This is a genomic window from Pseudomonas sp. PSE1(2024) (assembly GCF_050990555.1).
Lineage (GTDB): Bacteria > Pseudomonadota > Gammaproteobacteria > Pseudomonadales > Pseudomonadaceae > Aquipseudomonas > Aquipseudomonas aphyarum.
Window position 1 is genome coordinate 931,418 of record NZ_CP158967.1, and the last position, 16,797, is coordinate 948,214.

Below are 16,797 nucleotides of genomic sequence, written 5' to 3' on the forward strand. Positions count from 1 at the left end.
CTGTTGAAACTGTTTTTGAAACAGTTTCCTGATAAAAGGATTGCCTCATGGCTCTCGACGTTCAAGAAAAAGCTCAAATCGTTGCCGACTACCAGCAAGCTGTTGGTGACACTGGTTCGCCAGAAGTGCAAGTTGCACTGCTGACCGCCAACATCAACAAACTGCAAGGTCACTTCAAGGCCAACGGTAAAGACCACCACTCCCGTCGTGGTCTGATCCGCATGGTTAACCAGCGTCGCAAGCTGCTGGACTACCTGAAAGGCAAGGACGTGAGCCGTTACAGCGCTCTGATCGCTCGCCTGGGTCTGCGTCGCTAATCAGCGATTGCGCTATGAGGTTGGTTGTCTGTCAGACGTCAGCGGGTTTCCGCCGGCGTCCGGCAGGCTCCCAGCCTCAAGTTTTATCTGGATACACGTTTTACCCTGGACAGGCGTTGGGCCGATTCCCGACATTGCCCAAGAATTTCGCAAGAAACCAGTTCCCCCAAGAGCCACAAAGAAGGTAGGACACCGTGAACCCGGTAATCAAAAAATTCCAGTTCGGTCAGTCGACCGTTACCCTCGAGACTGGCCGTATCGCCCGTCAGGCCTCCGGCGCAGTATTGGTCACCGTTGACGACGACGTCAGCGTATTGGTGACCGTAGTCGGTGCCAAGCAAGCCGATCCGGGCAAGGGCTTCTTCCCTCTGTCCGTTCACTACCAGGAAAAGACTTACGCTGCCGGTAAGATCCCTGGCGGTTTCTTCAAGCGTGAAGGCCGTCCTTCCGAGAAAGAAACCCTGACTTCCCGACTGATCGACCGTCCGATCCGTCCGCTGTTCCCGGAAGGTTTCATGAACGAAGTGCAGGTTGTCTGCACCGTCGTTTCCACCAGCAAGAAGACCGATCCGGACATCGCTGCGATGATCGGTACCTCGGCTGCCCTGGCGATCTCCGGCATTCCTTTCGACGGCCCGATCGGCGCCGCTCGCGTTGCTTTCCACGAAAGCACCGGCTACCTGCTGAACCCGACCTACGAGCAGCAAGCTGCCTCGAGCCTGGACATGGTTGTTGCCGGTACTTCGGACGCCGTGCTGATGGTTGAATCGGAAGCCAAAGAGCTGACCGAAGACCAGATGCTGGGCGCGGTACTGTTTGCTCACGACGAGTTCCAGGTCGTAATCAATGCCGTTAAAGAACTGGCTGCCGAAGCGGCCAAGCCAACCTGGACCTGGGCACCTGCTCCAGAAGCCACCGAGCTGCTGGCTGCTATCCGTTCCGAGTTCGGCGAAGCGATTTCCCAGGCTTACACCATCACCATCAAGGCCGACCGTTATGCGCGTCTGGGCGAGCTGCGTGACCAGGTTGTTGCCAAGCTGTCCGGTGAAGAAGGCCAACCTTCGGCTTCCGACGTCAAAGCTGCTTTCGGCGAAATCGAATACCGCACCGTTCGCGAAAACATCGTTAACGGCAAGCCACGTATCGACGGTCGCGACACCCGCACCGTACGTCCGCTGAACATCGAAGTCGGCGTTCTGCCGAAGACCCACGGTTCGGCACTGTTCACCCGTGGCGAAACCCAGGCTCTGGTCGTTGCAACGCTGGGCACCGCCCGTGATGCACAACTGCTGGACACTCTGGAAGGCGAGAAAAAAGACCCGTTCATGCTGCACTACAACTTCCCTCCGTTCTCGGTGGGCGAGTGTGGTCGCATGGGTGGCGCCGGTCGTCGCGAAATCGGTCACGGCCGTCTGGCCCGTCGTTCGGTTTCGGCCATGCTGCCAGCCGCTGACGTGTTCCCTTACACCATCCGTGTGGTATCGGAAATCACCGAATCCAACGGTTCGAGCTCGATGGCTTCCGTTTGCGGCGCTTCCCTGGCCCTGATGGACGCTGGTGTTCCGATGAAGGCACCGGTTGCCGGTATCGCCATGGGTCTGGTTAAAGAAGGCGAGAAGTTCGCCGTCCTGACCGACATCCTGGGTGACGAAGACCACCTGGGCGATATGGACTTCAAAGTAGCCGGTACCGCCAAAGGCGTGACCGCGCTGCAGATGGACATCAAGATCAAGGGCATCACCGAAGAGATCATGGAAATCGCTCTGGGCCAAGCCCTGGAAGCGCGCCTGAACATCCTCGGCCAGATGAACCAGATCATCGGCCAGTCGCGTACCGAACTGTCGGCCAACGCTCCGACCATGATCGCGATGAAGATCGACACCGACAAGATCCGTGACGTTATCGGTAAAGGTGGCGCGACCATCCGTGCGATCTGCGAAGAAACCAAGGCTTCGATCGACATCGAAGACGACGGTTCGATCAAGATCTTCGGCGAAACCAAGGAAGCGGCTGAAGCAGCACGTCAGCGCGTTCTGGGCATCACCGCAGAGGCCGAGATCGGCAAGATCTACGTCGGCAAGGTTGAGCGCATCGTCGACTTCGGCGCATTCGTCAACATCCTGCCGGGCAAGGACGGTCTGGTTCACATCTCGATGCTGAGCGACGCTCGCGTAGAGAAAGTGACCGACATCCTGAAAGAAGGCCAGGAAGTGGAAGTGCTGGTACTGGACGTGGACAACCGCGGCCGTATCAAGCTGTCCATCAAAGACGTGGCAGCTGCCAAGGCTTCGGGCGTTTAATCACCCCGCCGCTTTAGCGCAATAAAATGCCCCGCCATGAAAACGGCGGGGCATTTTTTTGTCCGTGAAATATCGAGTCATTCGACGAAGTTGCCGACCTGCAAGACCAGTGCTAGGTTTAGCCCACCGCCCGTGTAGCTCAGCCGGTAGAGCAGCGCACTCGTAACGCGAAGGTCGCAGGTTCGATTCCTGTCTCGGGCACCACTTCGCTTTTCCCTTCTTCCTGCTCCCCCCCTCGAAATCCGGTTTTATGTTCCCCCGGTCAACTTTTTGTGCGAGAGATGTAAAGTCCCGTGTAATTCGCTCGCCAAACGTCCTATATTCGTAGTCTGCATGAGCATCGCCCAGCAGTTTTCAGATGATCCCGAATGGTTCCGAAGGCCGGACAGTCCGCGTCAGAGAGATCCTTGATGATCCAGATCCATCCTCCATTCCTATGATCAGCGAGAACGCCATGACCGAATTAACTCAAGAGCAACGTCACGAAGAAGCGCTTAGAAAATACATCCTGGATGTTCCGGATCTGAAGGAAGAGATCAAGGACCTGAGTCCCGATGATCAGAAAGACCAGATCCAGTGGGCGTTCGAAGACGAAGCCGAAGCCCAGGGCCTGCAACCTTGGGAGTTGACCCTCAAGTACACCAGCACGCCTGAGGAGTTCGAGGCCAAGCGTCTGGAACTGCACAAGGAAGCGGCCGAAGTGTTGGGCGTCGAGTGGGATGAATACTGCGAGATGAACAATCTGGTGGTCTGAAACAAAAACGCCAGCCTCGAAAGGCTGGCGTTTTTTATTGCGTGGTCGGCTCAGATGCTCAGGCGCATCGACAGGTCCACGGCCTTCACATCCTTGGTCATCGCGCCGATCGAAATGTAATCCACCCCGGTCTGTGCGATCGGCAGCAGCGTGCTTTCGTTGATGCCGCCACTGGCTTCCAGTTTTGCCTTGCCGCCGTTCAGGCGCACGGCCTCGCGCATGTCATCGAGGCTCAGTTCGTCGAGCATGATGATGTCGGCACCGGCGGCCAGCGCTTCTTTCAGCTCTTCCAGGCTTTCCACTTCGATTTCCACCGGCTTGCCCGGGGCGATCTTGTGTGCAGCGGCAATGGCCTGCGGGATGCCACCGCTGGCGGCAATGTGGTTTTCCTTGATCAGGAACGCGTCGTACAGACCGATGCGATGGTTATGGCAACCGCCGCAGGTGACCGCGTATTTCTGCGCCAGACGCAGGCCCGGCAGGGTCTTGCGGGTGTCGAGCAGTTTCACCGAAGTCTCGGCAACGAAGTCCGCCAGGTACTGTGCGCGGGTCGCCACGCCCGACAGCAATTGCAGGAAGTTCAGGGCGCTGCGCTCACCGGTCAGCAGTGAACGGGCAGGGCCTTCCAGATGAAACAGCGGCTGGTTCGGCGAAACCCGTTCGCCATCGCGCACCTGCCAATGCACCGCCACCCGTGGATCGAGCTGGCGAAACACCGCATCGACCCAGGCCGTGCCACTGATGACGGCGGCGTCGCGGGTGATGATGGTGGCTTTGGCCAGGCGTTCGGCCGGGATCAGTTGCGCGGTGATGTCGCCGCTGCCGATGTCTTCGAGCAACGCACGGCGCACGTTGGCTTCGATTTCGGCGGTCAAATCGGCGAGACGTAGATTCGGCATAACGGGCTCCACAAACTAAGTGGCCCGATTATAGGGGCATGGCGTCGGCCAACCCAAGGCGAGAACAGCCACGCAGCGCTGCATCCGGTCGATTTTCTTTGAGCAAACCCGTTTCTGTCGTGGTCACTGCAAGGTGTCGGCGCATAGGGGAAACCCTGACGGCTCTGGCGCCGGGGACATCTTTTGCAAGATAATCCGCCTTGCATTTGACGCCATGAGTTTGACGTCGGCAAATCACCGTTTCAGGAGGCTTGGATGCACAACGACGGGAATGTAGTGCCTCTGCACAAGGCCACTACCGATCAGGCGACTCACTCGCCGCTCGCCCGCCTGCCTGTGATTCTGCTTCAGGTTCGCGACAAGGCTGCCCAGCGCCTGCGCAACGGTTTGCAGGAACTGTTCGATAACGCCGACGACACTCTGTTCGAAATGGCCGACCGGGCGCGTAACGACATCGAGCAGAACATCTTTTTCGAAGCCATGCGCGACCTGCGCCTCAAGCGCAAGAACATCGAGCGCGGGTTTCTCGAGCAATTCTTCGAAGCCTTTGTCGGCCTCACTCAATTCGATCCCGTCCCCACCGTGCTTTCTCACGCCTTGCAGCATGAGGACACAACCGCGCGAACCGATGACATGGAGCGCAATGTCGCGGTCGAAACCATGGTCGGCCGCGTGCTGAATCGCGACGGGGTCGCCCTCGATCAACTGACCGCGCGATTCAATGCGCTGTTGGGCAAGACCCTGGACGATCAATACAACCCGCTGGGCCCGGCGATGCTTTGCGAATACTTCCTGCAGGCGGGGCGCAATCTGGGGGTGGAGATCAAGGTCAAACTGATCCTGCTCAAACTGTTCGAGCGGTATGTGCTGGCCGATACCGATCAACTCTACGCCGAAGCCAATCAACTGCTGATCGCCACGGGCGTGTTGCCCGAGCTCAAGCCGGCACCGGCCCGTCGCGCCATCGATCAGGCCGTGGCCAGCGTGCAGAGCGAATTCGAGGGCGTCGACAAAACCCAGACCGATGCGGGCGTGCAGGAGGTCTTCGCCGCGTTGCAGGAGCTGCTGCTGCACGTGCGCGGTACGGTCGCGCCGACCCTTGAGCCCAGCGCCCCGGCGCAGCCGATTTCCACCCGCGACCTGCTGCGCCTGCTCTCGCACTTGCAGCAATATGTACCGGCGCTGGCGGTGCAGGACGACTTCGATCTGCGTCATCAGCTTGAACAGTTGCTGACCCGGGTCAGCGTGCGCAGCGGCAAATCACGAATCGTCGGCGGGGCGGACGAGGACGTGATCAATCTGGTGGCCATGGTCTTCGACTGCATCCTCGATGATCGCAACCTGCCGGATTCGCTCAAGGCGCTGATCGCCCGGTTGCAGATCCCGATGTTGAAGGTCGCGGTGATCGACAAAAGCTTCTTCAGCCGCAGCAGCCACCCGGCGCGTCGCCTGCTCAATGAAATCGCCGAAGCGGCGATGGGCTGGGGCGAGTGCGACGGTAATGCGCGCGACAGCCTCTACCTGCGCATCGAGCAAGTGGTGCAGCGCCTGCTGACAGACTTCGTCGATGACCCGGCGATTTTTTCCGAGTTGCTGGCGGACTTCCTCGCGTTCACCAGTGACGAGCGTCGCCGCAGCGAATTGCTTGAACAGCGTTTGCGCGATGCCGAAGAGGGCCGGGCGAAAACCGAACTGGCCCGCCAGCGTGTCGAGCAGGCGCTGAATCAGGCGTTGCTGGGCAAAGTCCTGCCACCGTCGGTGGTGACGTTCGTGCAGGAGGCCTGGAGCAAGGTGTTGCTGCTGACTTGCCTCAAGCACGGCGATCAGTCTGCCGAATGGCAGGCCGACGTGCAGACCATGGAGCAATTGATCTGGAGCGTGCAGCGCCACGACGGCGCCGAAGCCGGCTTGCGTCTGCTGGCGCTGGTGCCGGGGTTGCTCAAGTCATTGCGCGACGGCCTGAGCAGTTCGGCCTTCGATCCGTTTGCCACCAGCGGCTTTTTCAGTGAGCTGGAAGCGCTGCATGTGCGCCTGCTCGAACCGTCCAGCGAGCCGGATCAAACCGCATTGCCGGAAATGATCGAAGTGTCGCAGGCGATTGTCTTGCAGATGGCCGACGACGGCCTCCAGCCACGCACGCCGGCGCGTTTACCGGCCGACGACGCAGGTTTTCGTCAGGTCGATCAGTTGCGCCTGGGCAGTTGGGTGGCGTTCGAAGAAGACGAAGAGCACACCCTGCGCTGCAAACTGGCGGCGATCATCGAGGCTACCAACAAGTACGTGTTTGTCGACCGCACCGGGATGAAAGTGCTGGAGCGCGACCGCACTGAACTGGCCCTGGCGTTTCGTCGTGGCGCGGTGCGGGCGCTGGACGACACCTTGCTGTTCGACCGGGCGCTGGAGTCGGTGCTCGGCAATCTGCGTCGGCTCAATCGCGGCAAGTGATCGCGCGCCGGGGGCCGATCACGGCATACTGGTCGCCAACACAGTCGGCGTTGAAGGAATCGGTATGCAGTTGGATCCCGCAAGCGGGTGGTGTCACGGGGTGCAGGTCTGCCCTTCGCCCAACTTCAATGAACGCCCGGCGGGCGAAGTCTCCCTGTTGGTCATCCACAACATCAGCCTGCCACCGGCGCAGTTCGCCACCGGCAAGGTGCAGGAATTTTTCCAGAATCGTCTGGATGTCACGGAACATCCCTACTTTGCCGGGATCGCCGACCTGCGCGTGTCTGCGCATTTTCTGATCGAACGTGACGGCAAGGTCACCCAGTTTGTCTCCTGTCTTGAGCGTGCCTGGCATGCCGGTGTTTCGGTGTTCGAGGGACGGGAAACCTGTAACGATTTTTCGGTGGGCATCGAGCTGGAAGGCACCGATGATCTGCCGTTCACCGATGCGCAGTATCAGGCGTTGATCCTGCTGACCCGCCATTTGCAAAAAGCGTTTCCGGCGATCACTGTCGAGCGCATCTGCGGGCACAGCGACATCGCCCCCGGACGCAAAACCGACCCCGGACCCGCATTCGACTGGGCACGCTACCGCGCCGCCCTGGCACAAGAGGAAGGACAATGAGTTTTCTGGTGTTACTGCTGGCGGTATGGATCGAGAAGTTCTCGGCCCTGCGCCAACGGGTTCAACGCGATGGCGGATGGATTCGCGAACTGCACAAGCTGGAAATCGGCGGGCTGGCCAAACAGCCGTGGCTGGTGTTGACCGTCCTGGTGCTGTTGCCGGTGGCGCTGCTGGGATTGCTGCTGGTGGTGCTGGACCCGGTGGCCTACGGTCTGCTGGCGTTGCCGGTGCATTTGCTGGTGGTGATTTACAGCCTGGGGCGGGGTGACCTGCTCGGCGAGCTCGGACCGTTTCGCGACGCCTGGCGCCGTGAGGACCTGCAGGCCGCTGCCCATGTGGCCAAGCGAGATCTGAACATCTGCGCCGAAAGCGGCGAACAATTGCTGGAGCAAGTGCAACGTCATCTGTTGTGGCAGGCCTACCAGAGTTTCTTTGCGGTGATTTTCTGGTACTTCCTGCTCGGCCCGGTCGCGGCGCTGAGCTATCGCTTGCTGGCGCTGGCGGAAGAACACGCCCAGAACCCGGCGGTGGCCGAACGGGCCGGGCAACTGCGTCATGCCTTCGACTGGGTGCCGGTGCGTCTGCTGGCGGCGAGCCTTGCCCTGGTCGGCAATTTCGTCGCGGTCAGCCGGGTGATGCTGCACGAACTGCTGAACTGGAACATCAGCGCTGCGCAACTGATCAACAGGGTCGGGCTGGCTGCCGGGGAAATCCCGCCGGCCGCTGTCGGTCCCGAAGGCATCAACACCCTCGACTGCCTGTGGGAACTGCTGCTGCGGGCGGCGGTGCTGTGGTATGCAGGCTTTGCCCTGTGGACAGTGCTGGCGTAGGTCGTTCAAGTGACGAGGGGGGCAATCCCCCTCGTTAACCTTAAGTTACAAAACCTCCCTTCGATTTGAGCTATACAGAGATGGCGCCCGATAGTGGCTATCTGCTGTCGCCCCGCGCCTGCCAATAAAAACAAGAAAAACCAAGGGAGACTTCCAGTGAAGAGCTTGCTCTATCCCGCCGTCTCGCTGATGAACCGCTTGAGCTTCGGCATGAAGTTCAGCCTGATCAGCGTGCTGTTCCTGGTGCCGATGCTGGTGACCAATTTCTATCTGGTGCGCGATTCCTACCGCGAATTCCAGGGCACCCGGGTGGAGCTGCAGAGCCTCGACCTGCTGGGCAGCAGCCTGACCCTGCGCCGGGATCTGGAAACCCTCAACAATCTGGTGCAGATCAACGTCACCCTCGGCCAATCCGGCAAAGCCGGCAATGTCGAGGCGCAGATCACCGGCCTTGAGCAAAACGTCCTGGCGCGCCTGCAAGGGCTGACGCCCATGACCGAGGATCCTGAGCAGATCAAATTCTTCGAGACCAAGCGCGATGAAATGATCGCTGCGTTCAAGAACCAGCAAGCGGAAAACTCCCTGCAAAGCAAAAGTGCGCTGATCGGCAAACTGCTGGGCAATGCGCAGGTTTTCAGCCAGATCGTGGCCAGCCAGGCCGGGTTGAGTCGCGACAATCAGGGCGACATACGCCAGCTCAGCGAGCTGATCACTGCGACTACGCCGGCCGTCACCCAGGCCTTGGGCGAAGGTCGGGCGATGGGCTCGTATTCATTGGGCCAGGGCTTTCTCAACAGTTCGTCGAGCACCCGCTTCGACGAGTTGCTGGTGCAGATCGAAAAACTTCAGGCCGAATATGGCCTGAAATTGCAGGACGCGCTGGGTTCGAGCAAAGCCGCCCGTGACTCCCTGAGCACCCCGGCGGAGGCCAGCAAGGCCACGCTGAAACAGGCCAGCACCCTGATCGAAGAGCAAGTGGTGATGGCCGAAACGCTCGACGCCCCGTGGCAGGCGTTTTATGACCAGGTCACCGGGCTGATGGACCAGACCTATCAGCTCAACGACGCCACCCTGAAATTCCTCGACACCCAGTTGCAGCAGCGTCTGGGGCAAAACCGCACGCACATGGTGCTGCAAGCCGTGGCGTTGTCGGTGGTGTTCGTGTTGATTTTCTATCTCTACGGCGGCTTCTATGCGTCGACCCGCGCCACCCTGAAAAACCTCGGCGCCATGATGGATAAAGTCGCGGCAGGCGACATGACAGTAAATTTCCGCGCCAACAGCCGTGATGAACTCGGCGAGTTGGGCGAAGTGTTCAACGGTACGGTGCGCAAAATCCATGACCTGATCGAACGGGTCGGCCACACCGTTGGCGAGGTCGAGCGACAGGCGGGGCAAGTGGAAAACGTCTCGGCGCAAAGCAATCAGGCGGTCGCCGGGCAACGCACGCAGATCGAACAAGTGGCCACCGCGATGAACCAGATGTCGGCGACGTCGCTGGAGGTGGCACGCAGTGCAGCGGCAGCGGTCAGCAGCGCCCACAGCGTGAACGACGAAACCATCAGTGGTCGCGGGTTGGTGGAATCGCAGCAGGGCAGCATCGCGGCACTGGCGAGCGAAATCGATCAATCGGTGCTGGTGATCAACCAGTTGGCCAGCGACAGCCAGTCGATCAGTCGCGTTCTTGAAGTGATCAAGAGCATCGCCGAGCAGACCAACCTGCTGGCGCTCAACGCCGCGATCGAGGCCGCGCGGGCCGGTGAGCAGGGACGCGGTTTTGCCGTGGTCGCTGACGAAGTCCGCACGCTGGCCAAACGCACTCAGCAATCGACCGAAGAAATCGAGCAGATGATCGCCAAACTCCACGGTGGCGTCGGCGCGGCGGTGAAGGCCATGGGCGTCAGCCATCAGATGGCCAACGGCACGGTGGGGCAGTCGGAAAAAGTCCAGCAGGCGCTGGAAAACATCCTCGGTGCTGTCGGCATGATCGTCGACCAGAACCAGCAGATCGCCGCCGCCGTCGAGCAGCAGACTGCCGTCGCCCACGACATCGACCAGAACATCGTCGAGATCAACCGTGCCGGCGAGCGCACCGCAGAAGGCGCGCATCAGACCGAAGATGCCAGTCGCGCGTTGTCGGCGCAGGTGGTCGAGTTGAAGCAGTTGATCAGCGCGTTCCGGGTTTGAATCGACCTGCCTCCTGTGAGGCAGGTTTTTTCGGAATGGGTTGTAGTACTTTTTTGCTTACATCTGTAAGCAGAATCCTGTTTTCCTCCGGGGGCTGGTTTTTCGTCTTCAATGAACCAAGCTCAGTTCATTGACCACTTGGAGGAGATCGCACATGTCCGTCGCAACCCTGGGCGTCCAGGGCCGCTGCGCCCACTGCCAGACCACGCTGGTGCTCAAACCCTGGCAGCTCAACGCCATATCGATCCACGAAGCGTTCACCTGTGCGCATTGCCAGAAAAGCCTGGAGCTGCGCTGCCCGAAGCAGATAAAACGCTTTCGTTCGCTCGATTCACTCGGCCTGATGCGCGCCAGTGCGCTGGTGACGGTGTGCACCGCGTTGCTGGTGGCGTTGGTGATGGAATGGGTGGGTCTGCTCAGCGTTACCGAGCAGTTGAACGCGTCGCTGATCGCGATTTTCGTGTACTTCGCGGTGATTCGTTATGCCCGGCAGCGCCAGCACCTGACTCTGATTCTCGACGCGGCCAAGGCCCACGCCGACTGACTACCAGCCGAACACGTCGCAGCTGTTGGCGGTACTGGCGGCGGCGAGTTGTTGCGCACTGATGTTCATCAACGCGGCCAGTGAGTCGCAGATCGCCGGCAGATGCGCCGGCGTATTTCGAATGCCGGGGTACATGGCGGGCGCCATGTCCGGAGAGTCGGTTTCCAGCACCACCGAATCCAGCGGCAAGTCGGCCAGCACCCGGTGCATGCGCAACGCCTGCGGCCAGGTTGGCGCACCGCCAAGACCCAGTTTGAAACCGAGCTTGATGTATTCCCGCGCTTCTTCACGGCTGCCGGCGAAGGCGTGGATGATCCCGGCGCGCTTGAGCTTGAAGCGCTTGAGCGTGGCAATCACCGCCGCATGGCTGCGCCGTACATGGATCAGCGCCGGCAGTTCGAAATCCGCCGCCAGTTGCAGTTGTGCCTCGAACAGCACTTGCTGGCGTTCGCGGTCGAGGGTTTCGATGAAGTAGTCCAGGCCGATTTCGCCGACCGCGCACAGTTGCCGATGACCCTTTAGCCGTGTCAGCCAATCGCCCAGTGCAAGCAGGTCTTCAGGCCGATGCTGATCGAGATAGACCGGGTGCAATCCGAACGCCCCGTACAGATCGGCATCGCTTTGCACCAGATCCCACACCCGCTGCCAGTTCCCCTCGTAGACCCCGAGCACCACCATTCGCTGCACCCCGAGGGCGCGGCTTTCGTTCAGCAGCGCCGCGCGGTCGGCGTCGAAGTCGGGGAAGTCCAGATGGGTGTGGCTGTCGATCAGCTCCACGGCTCAGTCCCGGTGAATACGCTGCTTGAAGGTACGGGCAATGGCCTGCACGCCAGGCTGGTAGTCCGATTGCTCGACGGCTGCGAGTGCCAGTTCCAGCGCCTTGTCGGCGATCAACTGGTGCTGCTGGGCCATGGCGTTGACCGGCAGCGGCAGGAAGTCGAGCAACTGGGTGTCACCGAATGTGCCGAGGCGCAGCGGGCGGAATTTGAGCGGGAAGTCATGCAGCGCGTCGAACACGCCCTGCAGCAGCACGTAGGACGTGGTCACCAGCGCATCCGGCAAATGCCCGAGGCGTTGCAGGAGTTCTTCCATCAATTGCTTGCCGCACTCGCGGCTGAAGGATTCGGCGTGCTCGATCAGCACTTCGCCCTTGAACCCGGCCAAGGCTTGCTTGAACCCGGCCGCACGTTCCTGGCTGATGCTCAGCTCCGGACGGGCGCCCAGCAGCACGATCTGTTTCGGCTGCGGGTCGAGCAGGCTTTCGGTCAGGTGCAGGCTGGCTTCGCGGTCGTCGCTGACCACCGAGCAGAAATGCTCGGCATCCATCACCCGGTCGATGGCAATGATCGGCAAACCCTTGGCCTGCAACTGACGATAACTGTCGTCACCGGACGGAAGACAACTGGCGACGATCAACGCGTCGCAGCGTCGGGCACGGAACAGTTGCAGCAGTTGCCGCTCGCTGTCCGGCGCATCGTCGGAGCTGGCGATCAGCAGCTGATAGCCCCGCGCCCGGGCGCCTTGCTCCAGCAGTTTGGCGATCCGCGCGTAACTGGGGTTTTCCAGATCCGGCAGGATAAAACCCAGGGTCCGGGTGTGCCGACTGCGCAGCCCGGCCGCCTGTGGATTGGGGGTAAAGCCGTGCAGATCAACCACCGCCCGCACTCGCTCGACGGTCGCGGTGCTGATGCGTTGCTGTTCGGCCTTGCCGTTGATGACGTAGCTGGCGGTGGTCACGGACACTCCGGCCAACCGCGCGATATCACTGAGTTTCAACCCGGGATTTCCTTGTTTTTTCGAGCTTGCCGCGACATTTTCGCCAATCCTACCCGATTCAGGCAGGCGACCATTGTCTCAGCGCATCCGACAAGTTGGACTTCAAGGATGGGACATTATCGAGTAACGTGCCGATCAATCTAGATTAAACGTTTCAGCAAGCGTATTTTCTACGTTTTAGACGCCTTTGGCCGGTTCTGCCGTGAAACCGCCAAAACTGCCTCCTGAAAAGGATGGCCCATAGCGCCTAAGCTGCAACCATTCAAAACAATACCTGGCGCGCCACCGCGCCAAAAAGGAGATCGCATGCTCGAGCTCACTGTAGAGCAGATATCCATGGGCCAGTCGGCTGCGGATAAACCCGCCGCTTTGCAATTGCTGGCCAGTCATCTGGTCGCCGATGGTCTGGTCGCCGACGGCTACCTCGCTGGCCTGCAGGCCCGGGAGGCTCAGGGCTCGACCTTCCTCGGCCAAGGCATTGCGATCCCCCACGGCACGCCCGAAACCCGCGATCAGGTGTTCGCCACCGGCGTGCGCCTGATGCAGTTTCCCGACGGCGTGGACTGGGGCGATGGCCAGATCGTTTATCTGGCCATCGGCATCGCGGCCAAATCCGACGAACACCTGCGCCTGCTGCAACTGCTGACCCGCGCCCTCGGTGAAACCGATCTGGGTCAGGCCCTGCGCCGCGCGAGTTCGCCCGAAGCGCTGCTGAAACTGCTGCAAGGCGCGCCGCAAGAGCTGGCGCTGGATGCGCAGATGATCGGCCTTGGGGTCTCCGCCGACGATTTTGAAGAACTGGTCTGGCGTGGTGCGCGTCTGCTGCGCCAGGCCGATTGCGTGAGCAACGGTTTCGCAGGGGTGTTGCAGCAAGTTGAAGCGCTGCCGCTGGGCGATGGCCTGTGGTGGCTGCACAGCGAACAGACCGTGAAGCGCCCGGGCCTGGCGTTCGTCACGCCGGACAAACCGATGCGCTACCTCGGCCAGCCGCTCAGCGGTCTGTTCTGTCTGGCCAGCCTCGGTGAAGCGCATCAGGCGTTGCTTGAGCGTTTGTGCGCGTTGCTGATCGAAGGTCGCGGCCATGAACTGGGCCGCGCCACCAGCAGCCGCAAAGTCCTCGAGGTGCTCGGCGGTGAGTTGCCGGCCGATTGGCCGAGCGCACGTATCGCATTGGCCAACGCCCATGGTCTGCACGCGCGGCCGGCGAAGATCCTCGCGCAACTGGCGAAGAGTTTTGACGGCGAAATCCGTGTGCGCATCGTCGACGGTCAGGACAGCGCCGTATCGGTGAAGAGCCTGAGCAAACTGCTGAGCCTCGGCGCCCGTCGCGGACAGGTGCTGGAAATCATCGCCGAACCGAGCATCGCCGCTGACGCCTTACCGGCGTTGCTGGCCGCCATCGAAGAAGGCCTCGGCGAAGAAGTCGAACCACTACCCGCAGTCAGCCAACAGCGCGAAGTCATCGCCGACATCGCCGAAGTCCTGAGCGCCCCGGCCTCCGGCAGCCTGCTGCAAGCGATTCCTGCCGCCCCCGGCATCGCCATCGGCCCGGCGCACATTCAGGTCCAGCAAACCATCGATTACCCGTTGCGCGGCGAGTCTGCCGCCATCGAGCGCGAACGTCTCAAGCAAGCGCTGGCCGACGTGCGTCAGGACATTCAAGGCCTGATCGAACGCAGCAAGGCCAAGGCGATCCGCGAGATTTTCATCACCCACCAGGAAATGCTCGACGACCCGGAACTCACCGACGAAGTCGACACTCGCCTCAAGCAGGGCGAAAGCGCCGAAGCAGCCTGGATGGCCGTGATCGAGGCCGCCGCGAAACAACAGGAAGCGTTGCAGGACGCGTTGCTCGCCGAACGTGCCGCCGACCTGCGCGACATTGGCCGACGGGTGCTGGCGCAACTGTGTGGCGTGCAGACGCCCGCCGAGCCTGAGCAACCGTACATTCTGGTGATGGACGAGGTCGGTCCGTCCGACGTGGCGCGTCTGGATCCGGCGCGGGTCGCGGGGATTCTCACCGCCCGTGGTGGCGCCACCGCGCACAGCGCCATCGTGGCTCGCGCGCTGGGCATTCCGGCGCTGGTCGGTGCGGGCGCTGCGGTGTTGCTGCTGAAACCGGGCACGCCGTTGCTGCTCGACGGCCAGCGCGGTCGCCTGCATGTGGACGCGGACGCCGCGACCCTGCAACGCGCCAGCGAAGAACGTGACACCCGCGAACAACGCCTGAAAGCCGCCGCCGAACAACGCCATCAACCGGCGCACACCACCGACGGCCACGCGGTGGAAGTGTTCGCCAACATCGGCGAAAGCGCCGGTGTAATCAGCGCGGTGGAGCAGGGCGCCGAAGGCATCGGCCTGCTGCGCACCGAACTGATTTTCATGGCCCATCCGCAAGCGCCGGACGAGGCGACTCAGGAAGCCGAATACCGCCGCGTCCTCGACGGCCTCGCCGGTCGGCCGCTGGTGGTGCGCACCCTCGATGTCGGCGGCGATAAACCGCTGCCGTATTGGCCGATCGCCAAGGAAGAAAACCCGTTCCTCGGCGTGCGTGGCATTCGCCTGACCTTGCAGCGTCCGCAGATCATGGAAGCGCAGTTGCGCGCCTTGCTGCGTTCGGCGGACAACCGTCCGTTGCGGATCATGTTCCCGATGGTCGGCAGCGTCGAAGAGTGGCGTCAGGCCCGCGACATGACCGAACGCCTGCGCCTGGAAATCCCGGTGGCCGATCTGCAACTGGGGATCATGATCGAAGTGCCGTCCGCTGCCTTGCTGGCGCCAGTGCTGGCCAAGGAAGTCGACTTCTTCAGCGTCGGCACCAACGACCTGACCCAGTACACGCTGGCCATCGACCGTGGTCATCCAACCCTGTCCGCCCAGGCTGACGGCCTGCACCCGGCGGTGCTGCAACTGATCGACATCACCGTGCGCGCAGCCCATGCCCATGGCAAATGGGTCGGTGTCTGCGGCGAGCTGGCGGCGGATCCGCTGGCGGTGCCGGTGCTGGTCGGCCTCGGTGTGGATGAGCTGAGCGTCTCCGGGCGCAGCATCGCCGAAGTCAAGGCGCGCATCCGCGAACTCAGCCTGACTCAGACGCAAACCCTTGCTCAACAAGCCCTGGCCGTGGGCAGCGCCAACGAAGTGCGCGCATTAGTGGAGGCTCTGTAATGGCCAAGATTCTCACCCTGACCCTCAACCCGGCGCTGGACCTTACGGTGCAGTTGCCACGTCTTGAGGCCGGTCAGGTCAACCGCAGCGACGAGATGCACACCCACGCCGCCGGCAAGGGCGTCAACGTCGCGCAAGTGCTGGCCGACCTCGGTCATCAACTGACGGTCAGCGGCTTTCTCGGCGAAGACAATCTGCAAGCCTTCGAAACCCTGTTCGCCAAACGTGGCTTCACCGATGCGTTTATCCGGGTGCCCGGCGAGACCCGCAGCAACATCAAGGTCGCGGAACAGGACGGACGCATCACCGACATCAACGGCCCAGGGCCGGTGGTCGGCGTGGTGGCGCAACAGGCGTTGCTGGATCGTCTGGTGCAGATCGCGCCGGGGCATGACGCGGTGGTGGTCGCCGGCAGTTTGCCGCGCGGAGTCACTGCACAGTGGTTGCGCGAACTGGTCGAGCGCTTGAAGGCGTTGGGTCTGAAAGTCGCCCTGGACACCAGCGGCGATGCCTTGCGCGCGGCGCTCAAGGCCGGCCCGTGGCTGATCAAGCCGAACACCGAAGAGCTGGCCGATGCGCTGGGCTGTGAAGTGGTGTCCCACGCGTCTCAGGTTGAAGCGGCCAATCGGTTGCACACCCAAGGCATCGAGCATGTAGTGATTTCTCACGGCGCCGATGGTGTGAACTGGTTCAGCGTCGGTTCGGCGCTGCATGCCACGCCGCCGAAGGTCAGCGTCGCCAGCACGGTCGGTGCCGGCGATTCGTTGCTGGCCGGCATGCTCCACGGTTTGCTCAGCGCCGACACGCCGGAACAGACCCTGCGCACGGCCACGGCGATCGCGGCGCAGGCGGTGACCCAGATCGGTTTCGGTATTCACGATGCTGCGCAACTGGCGCAGCTCGAACAGGGCGTGCGCGTGCGCCCCCTGACAGAACAATAAGAGGGTTTGTC

The 16,797-nt window shown here is 61.6% G+C and carries 13 protein-coding genes and 1 tRNA gene; 11 read left to right on the top strand and 3 right to left on the bottom strand.

Going from position 1 to position 16,797, the window contains the following annotated elements:
• Positions 1-47 precede the first annotated feature (47 nt).
• The 4 genes from rpsO to ABTV87_RS04035 all read left to right on the top strand — a co-directional run bounded on the left by rpsO (position 48) and on the right by ABTV87_RS04035 (position 3,371).
• Positions 48-317 (top strand): 30S ribosomal protein S15, encoded by a 270-nt coding sequence (gene rpsO, locus ABTV87_RS04020; protein WP_011332409.1) that lies wholly within the window; start codon positions 48-50, stop codon positions 315-317.
• A 194-nt stretch (positions 318-511) separates the two neighbouring features.
• Positions 512-2,617, top strand: a complete 2,106-nt coding sequence (gene pnp, locus ABTV87_RS04025) for a polyribonucleotide nucleotidyltransferase (RefSeq protein ID WP_007953735.1) — start codon at positions 512-514, stop codon at positions 2,615-2,617.
• A 128-nt stretch (positions 2,618-2,745) separates the two neighbouring features.
• Positions 2,746-2,821: transfer RNA gene (locus ABTV87_RS04030), tRNA-Thr, on the top strand.
• A 250-nt stretch (positions 2,822-3,071) separates the two neighbouring features.
• Entirely contained in the window at positions 3,072-3,371 is a 300-nt protein-coding gene (locus tag ABTV87_RS04035) for a DUF6388 family protein (protein WP_127796895.1), read from the top strand.
• A gap of 50 nt (positions 3,372-3,421) precedes the next feature.
• On the opposite strand, the gene nadC is transcribed toward ABTV87_RS04035, so the two are convergent.
• Positions 3,422-4,270, bottom strand: coding sequence for a carboxylating nicotinate-nucleotide diphosphorylase (nadC, locus tag ABTV87_RS04040; protein ID WP_007953729.1), 849 nt, complete (start codon positions 4,268-4,270; stop codon positions 3,422-3,424).
• A gap of 255 nt (positions 4,271-4,525) precedes the next feature.
• Here nadC and ABTV87_RS04045 point away from each other — a divergent pair, with 255 nt between their 5' ends.
• The 5 genes from ABTV87_RS04045 (at position 4,526) to ABTV87_RS04065 (ending at position 10,901) form a co-directional block, all read left to right on the top strand.
• Positions 4,526-6,715: a DUF1631 domain-containing protein gene (locus ABTV87_RS04045; RefSeq protein ID WP_433899031.1), complete on the top strand. Its 2,190-nt coding sequence runs from the start codon at positions 4,526-4,528 to the stop codon at positions 6,713-6,715.
• A 64-nt stretch (positions 6,716-6,779) separates the two neighbouring features.
• Positions 6,780-7,340, top strand: a complete 561-nt coding sequence (gene ampD / locus ABTV87_RS04050; protein WP_085608039.1) for a 1,6-anhydro-N-acetylmuramyl-L-alanine amidase AmpD — start codon at positions 6,780-6,782, stop codon at positions 7,338-7,340.
• Positions 7,337-8,170, top strand: a complete 834-nt coding sequence (gene ampE, locus ABTV87_RS04055; protein WP_221534405.1) for a regulatory signaling modulator protein AmpE — start codon at positions 7,337-7,339, stop codon at positions 8,168-8,170. Before ampD ends, ampE begins: the two co-directional genes overlap by 4 nt.
• A gap of 156 nt (positions 8,171-8,326) precedes the next feature.
• Positions 8,327-10,357: a methyl-accepting chemotaxis protein gene (locus ABTV87_RS04060; protein ID WP_221534403.1), complete on the top strand. Its 2,031-nt coding sequence runs from the start codon at positions 8,327-8,329 to the stop codon at positions 10,355-10,357.
• A 154-nt stretch (positions 10,358-10,511) separates the two neighbouring features.
• Positions 10,512-10,901, top strand: coding sequence for a hypothetical protein (locus ABTV87_RS04065; protein WP_007953715.1), 390 nt, complete (start codon positions 10,512-10,514; stop codon positions 10,899-10,901).
• Here the strand turns inward: ABTV87_RS04065 and ABTV87_RS04070 are convergent, their stop codons facing one another.
• Positions 10,902-11,678, bottom strand: a complete 777-nt coding sequence (locus ABTV87_RS04070) for a TatD family hydrolase (protein ID WP_258712895.1) — start codon at positions 11,676-11,678, stop codon at positions 10,902-10,904.
• 3 nt (positions 11,679-11,681) lie between these two features.
• Complete coding sequence (gene cra, locus ABTV87_RS04075; protein WP_007953710.1) at positions 11,682-12,677, bottom strand: catabolite repressor/activator; 996 nt, start codon at positions 12,675-12,677, stop codon at positions 11,682-11,684.
• A 306-nt stretch (positions 12,678-12,983) separates the two neighbouring features.
• On the opposite strand from cra, the gene ptsP reads away from it, so the two are divergent.
• Positions 12,984-15,845, top strand: a complete 2,862-nt coding sequence (gene ptsP, locus ABTV87_RS04080) for a phosphoenolpyruvate--protein phosphotransferase (protein WP_258712896.1) — start codon at positions 12,984-12,986, stop codon at positions 15,843-15,845.
• Positions 15,845-16,786 (top strand): 1-phosphofructokinase, encoded by a 942-nt coding sequence (gene pfkB, locus ABTV87_RS04085; RefSeq protein WP_258712897.1) that lies wholly within the window; start codon positions 15,845-15,847, stop codon positions 16,784-16,786. Before ptsP ends, pfkB begins: the two co-directional genes overlap by 1 nt.
• Positions 16,787-16,797 lie beyond the last annotated feature (11 nt).

What these genes read in the sequence shown, in the direction of transcription:
- rpsO (WP_011332409.1), top strand. Translation starts at nt 48, where the DNA reads ATGGCTCTCGACGTTCAAGAAAAAGCTCAAATCGTTGCCGACTACCAG.
- ABTV87_RS04035 (WP_127796895.1), top strand. Translation starts at nt 3,072, where the DNA reads ATGACCGAATTAACTCAAGAGCAACGTCACGAAGAAGCGCTTAGAAAA.
- nadC (WP_007953729.1), bottom strand. Translation starts at nt 4,270, where the DNA reads ATGCCGAATCTACGTCTCGCCGATTTGACCGCCGAAATCGAAGCCAAC.
- ABTV87_RS04045 (WP_433899031.1), top strand. Translation starts at nt 4,526, where the DNA reads ATGCACAACGACGGGAATGTAGTGCCTCTGCACAAGGCCACTACCGAT.
- ampD (WP_085608039.1), top strand. Translation starts at nt 6,780, where the DNA reads ATGCAGTTGGATCCCGCAAGCGGGTGGTGTCACGGGGTGCAGGTCTGC.
- ampE (WP_221534405.1), top strand. Translation starts at nt 7,337, where the DNA reads ATGAGTTTTCTGGTGTTACTGCTGGCGGTATGGATCGAGAAGTTCTCG.
- ABTV87_RS04065 (WP_007953715.1), top strand. Translation starts at nt 10,512, where the DNA reads ATGTCCGTCGCAACCCTGGGCGTCCAGGGCCGCTGCGCCCACTGCCAG.
- ptsP (WP_258712896.1), top strand. Translation starts at nt 12,984, where the DNA reads ATGCTCGAGCTCACTGTAGAGCAGATATCCATGGGCCAGTCGGCTGCG.
- pfkB (WP_258712897.1), top strand. Translation starts at nt 15,845, where the DNA reads ATGGCCAAGATTCTCACCCTGACCCTCAACCCGGCGCTGGACCTTACG.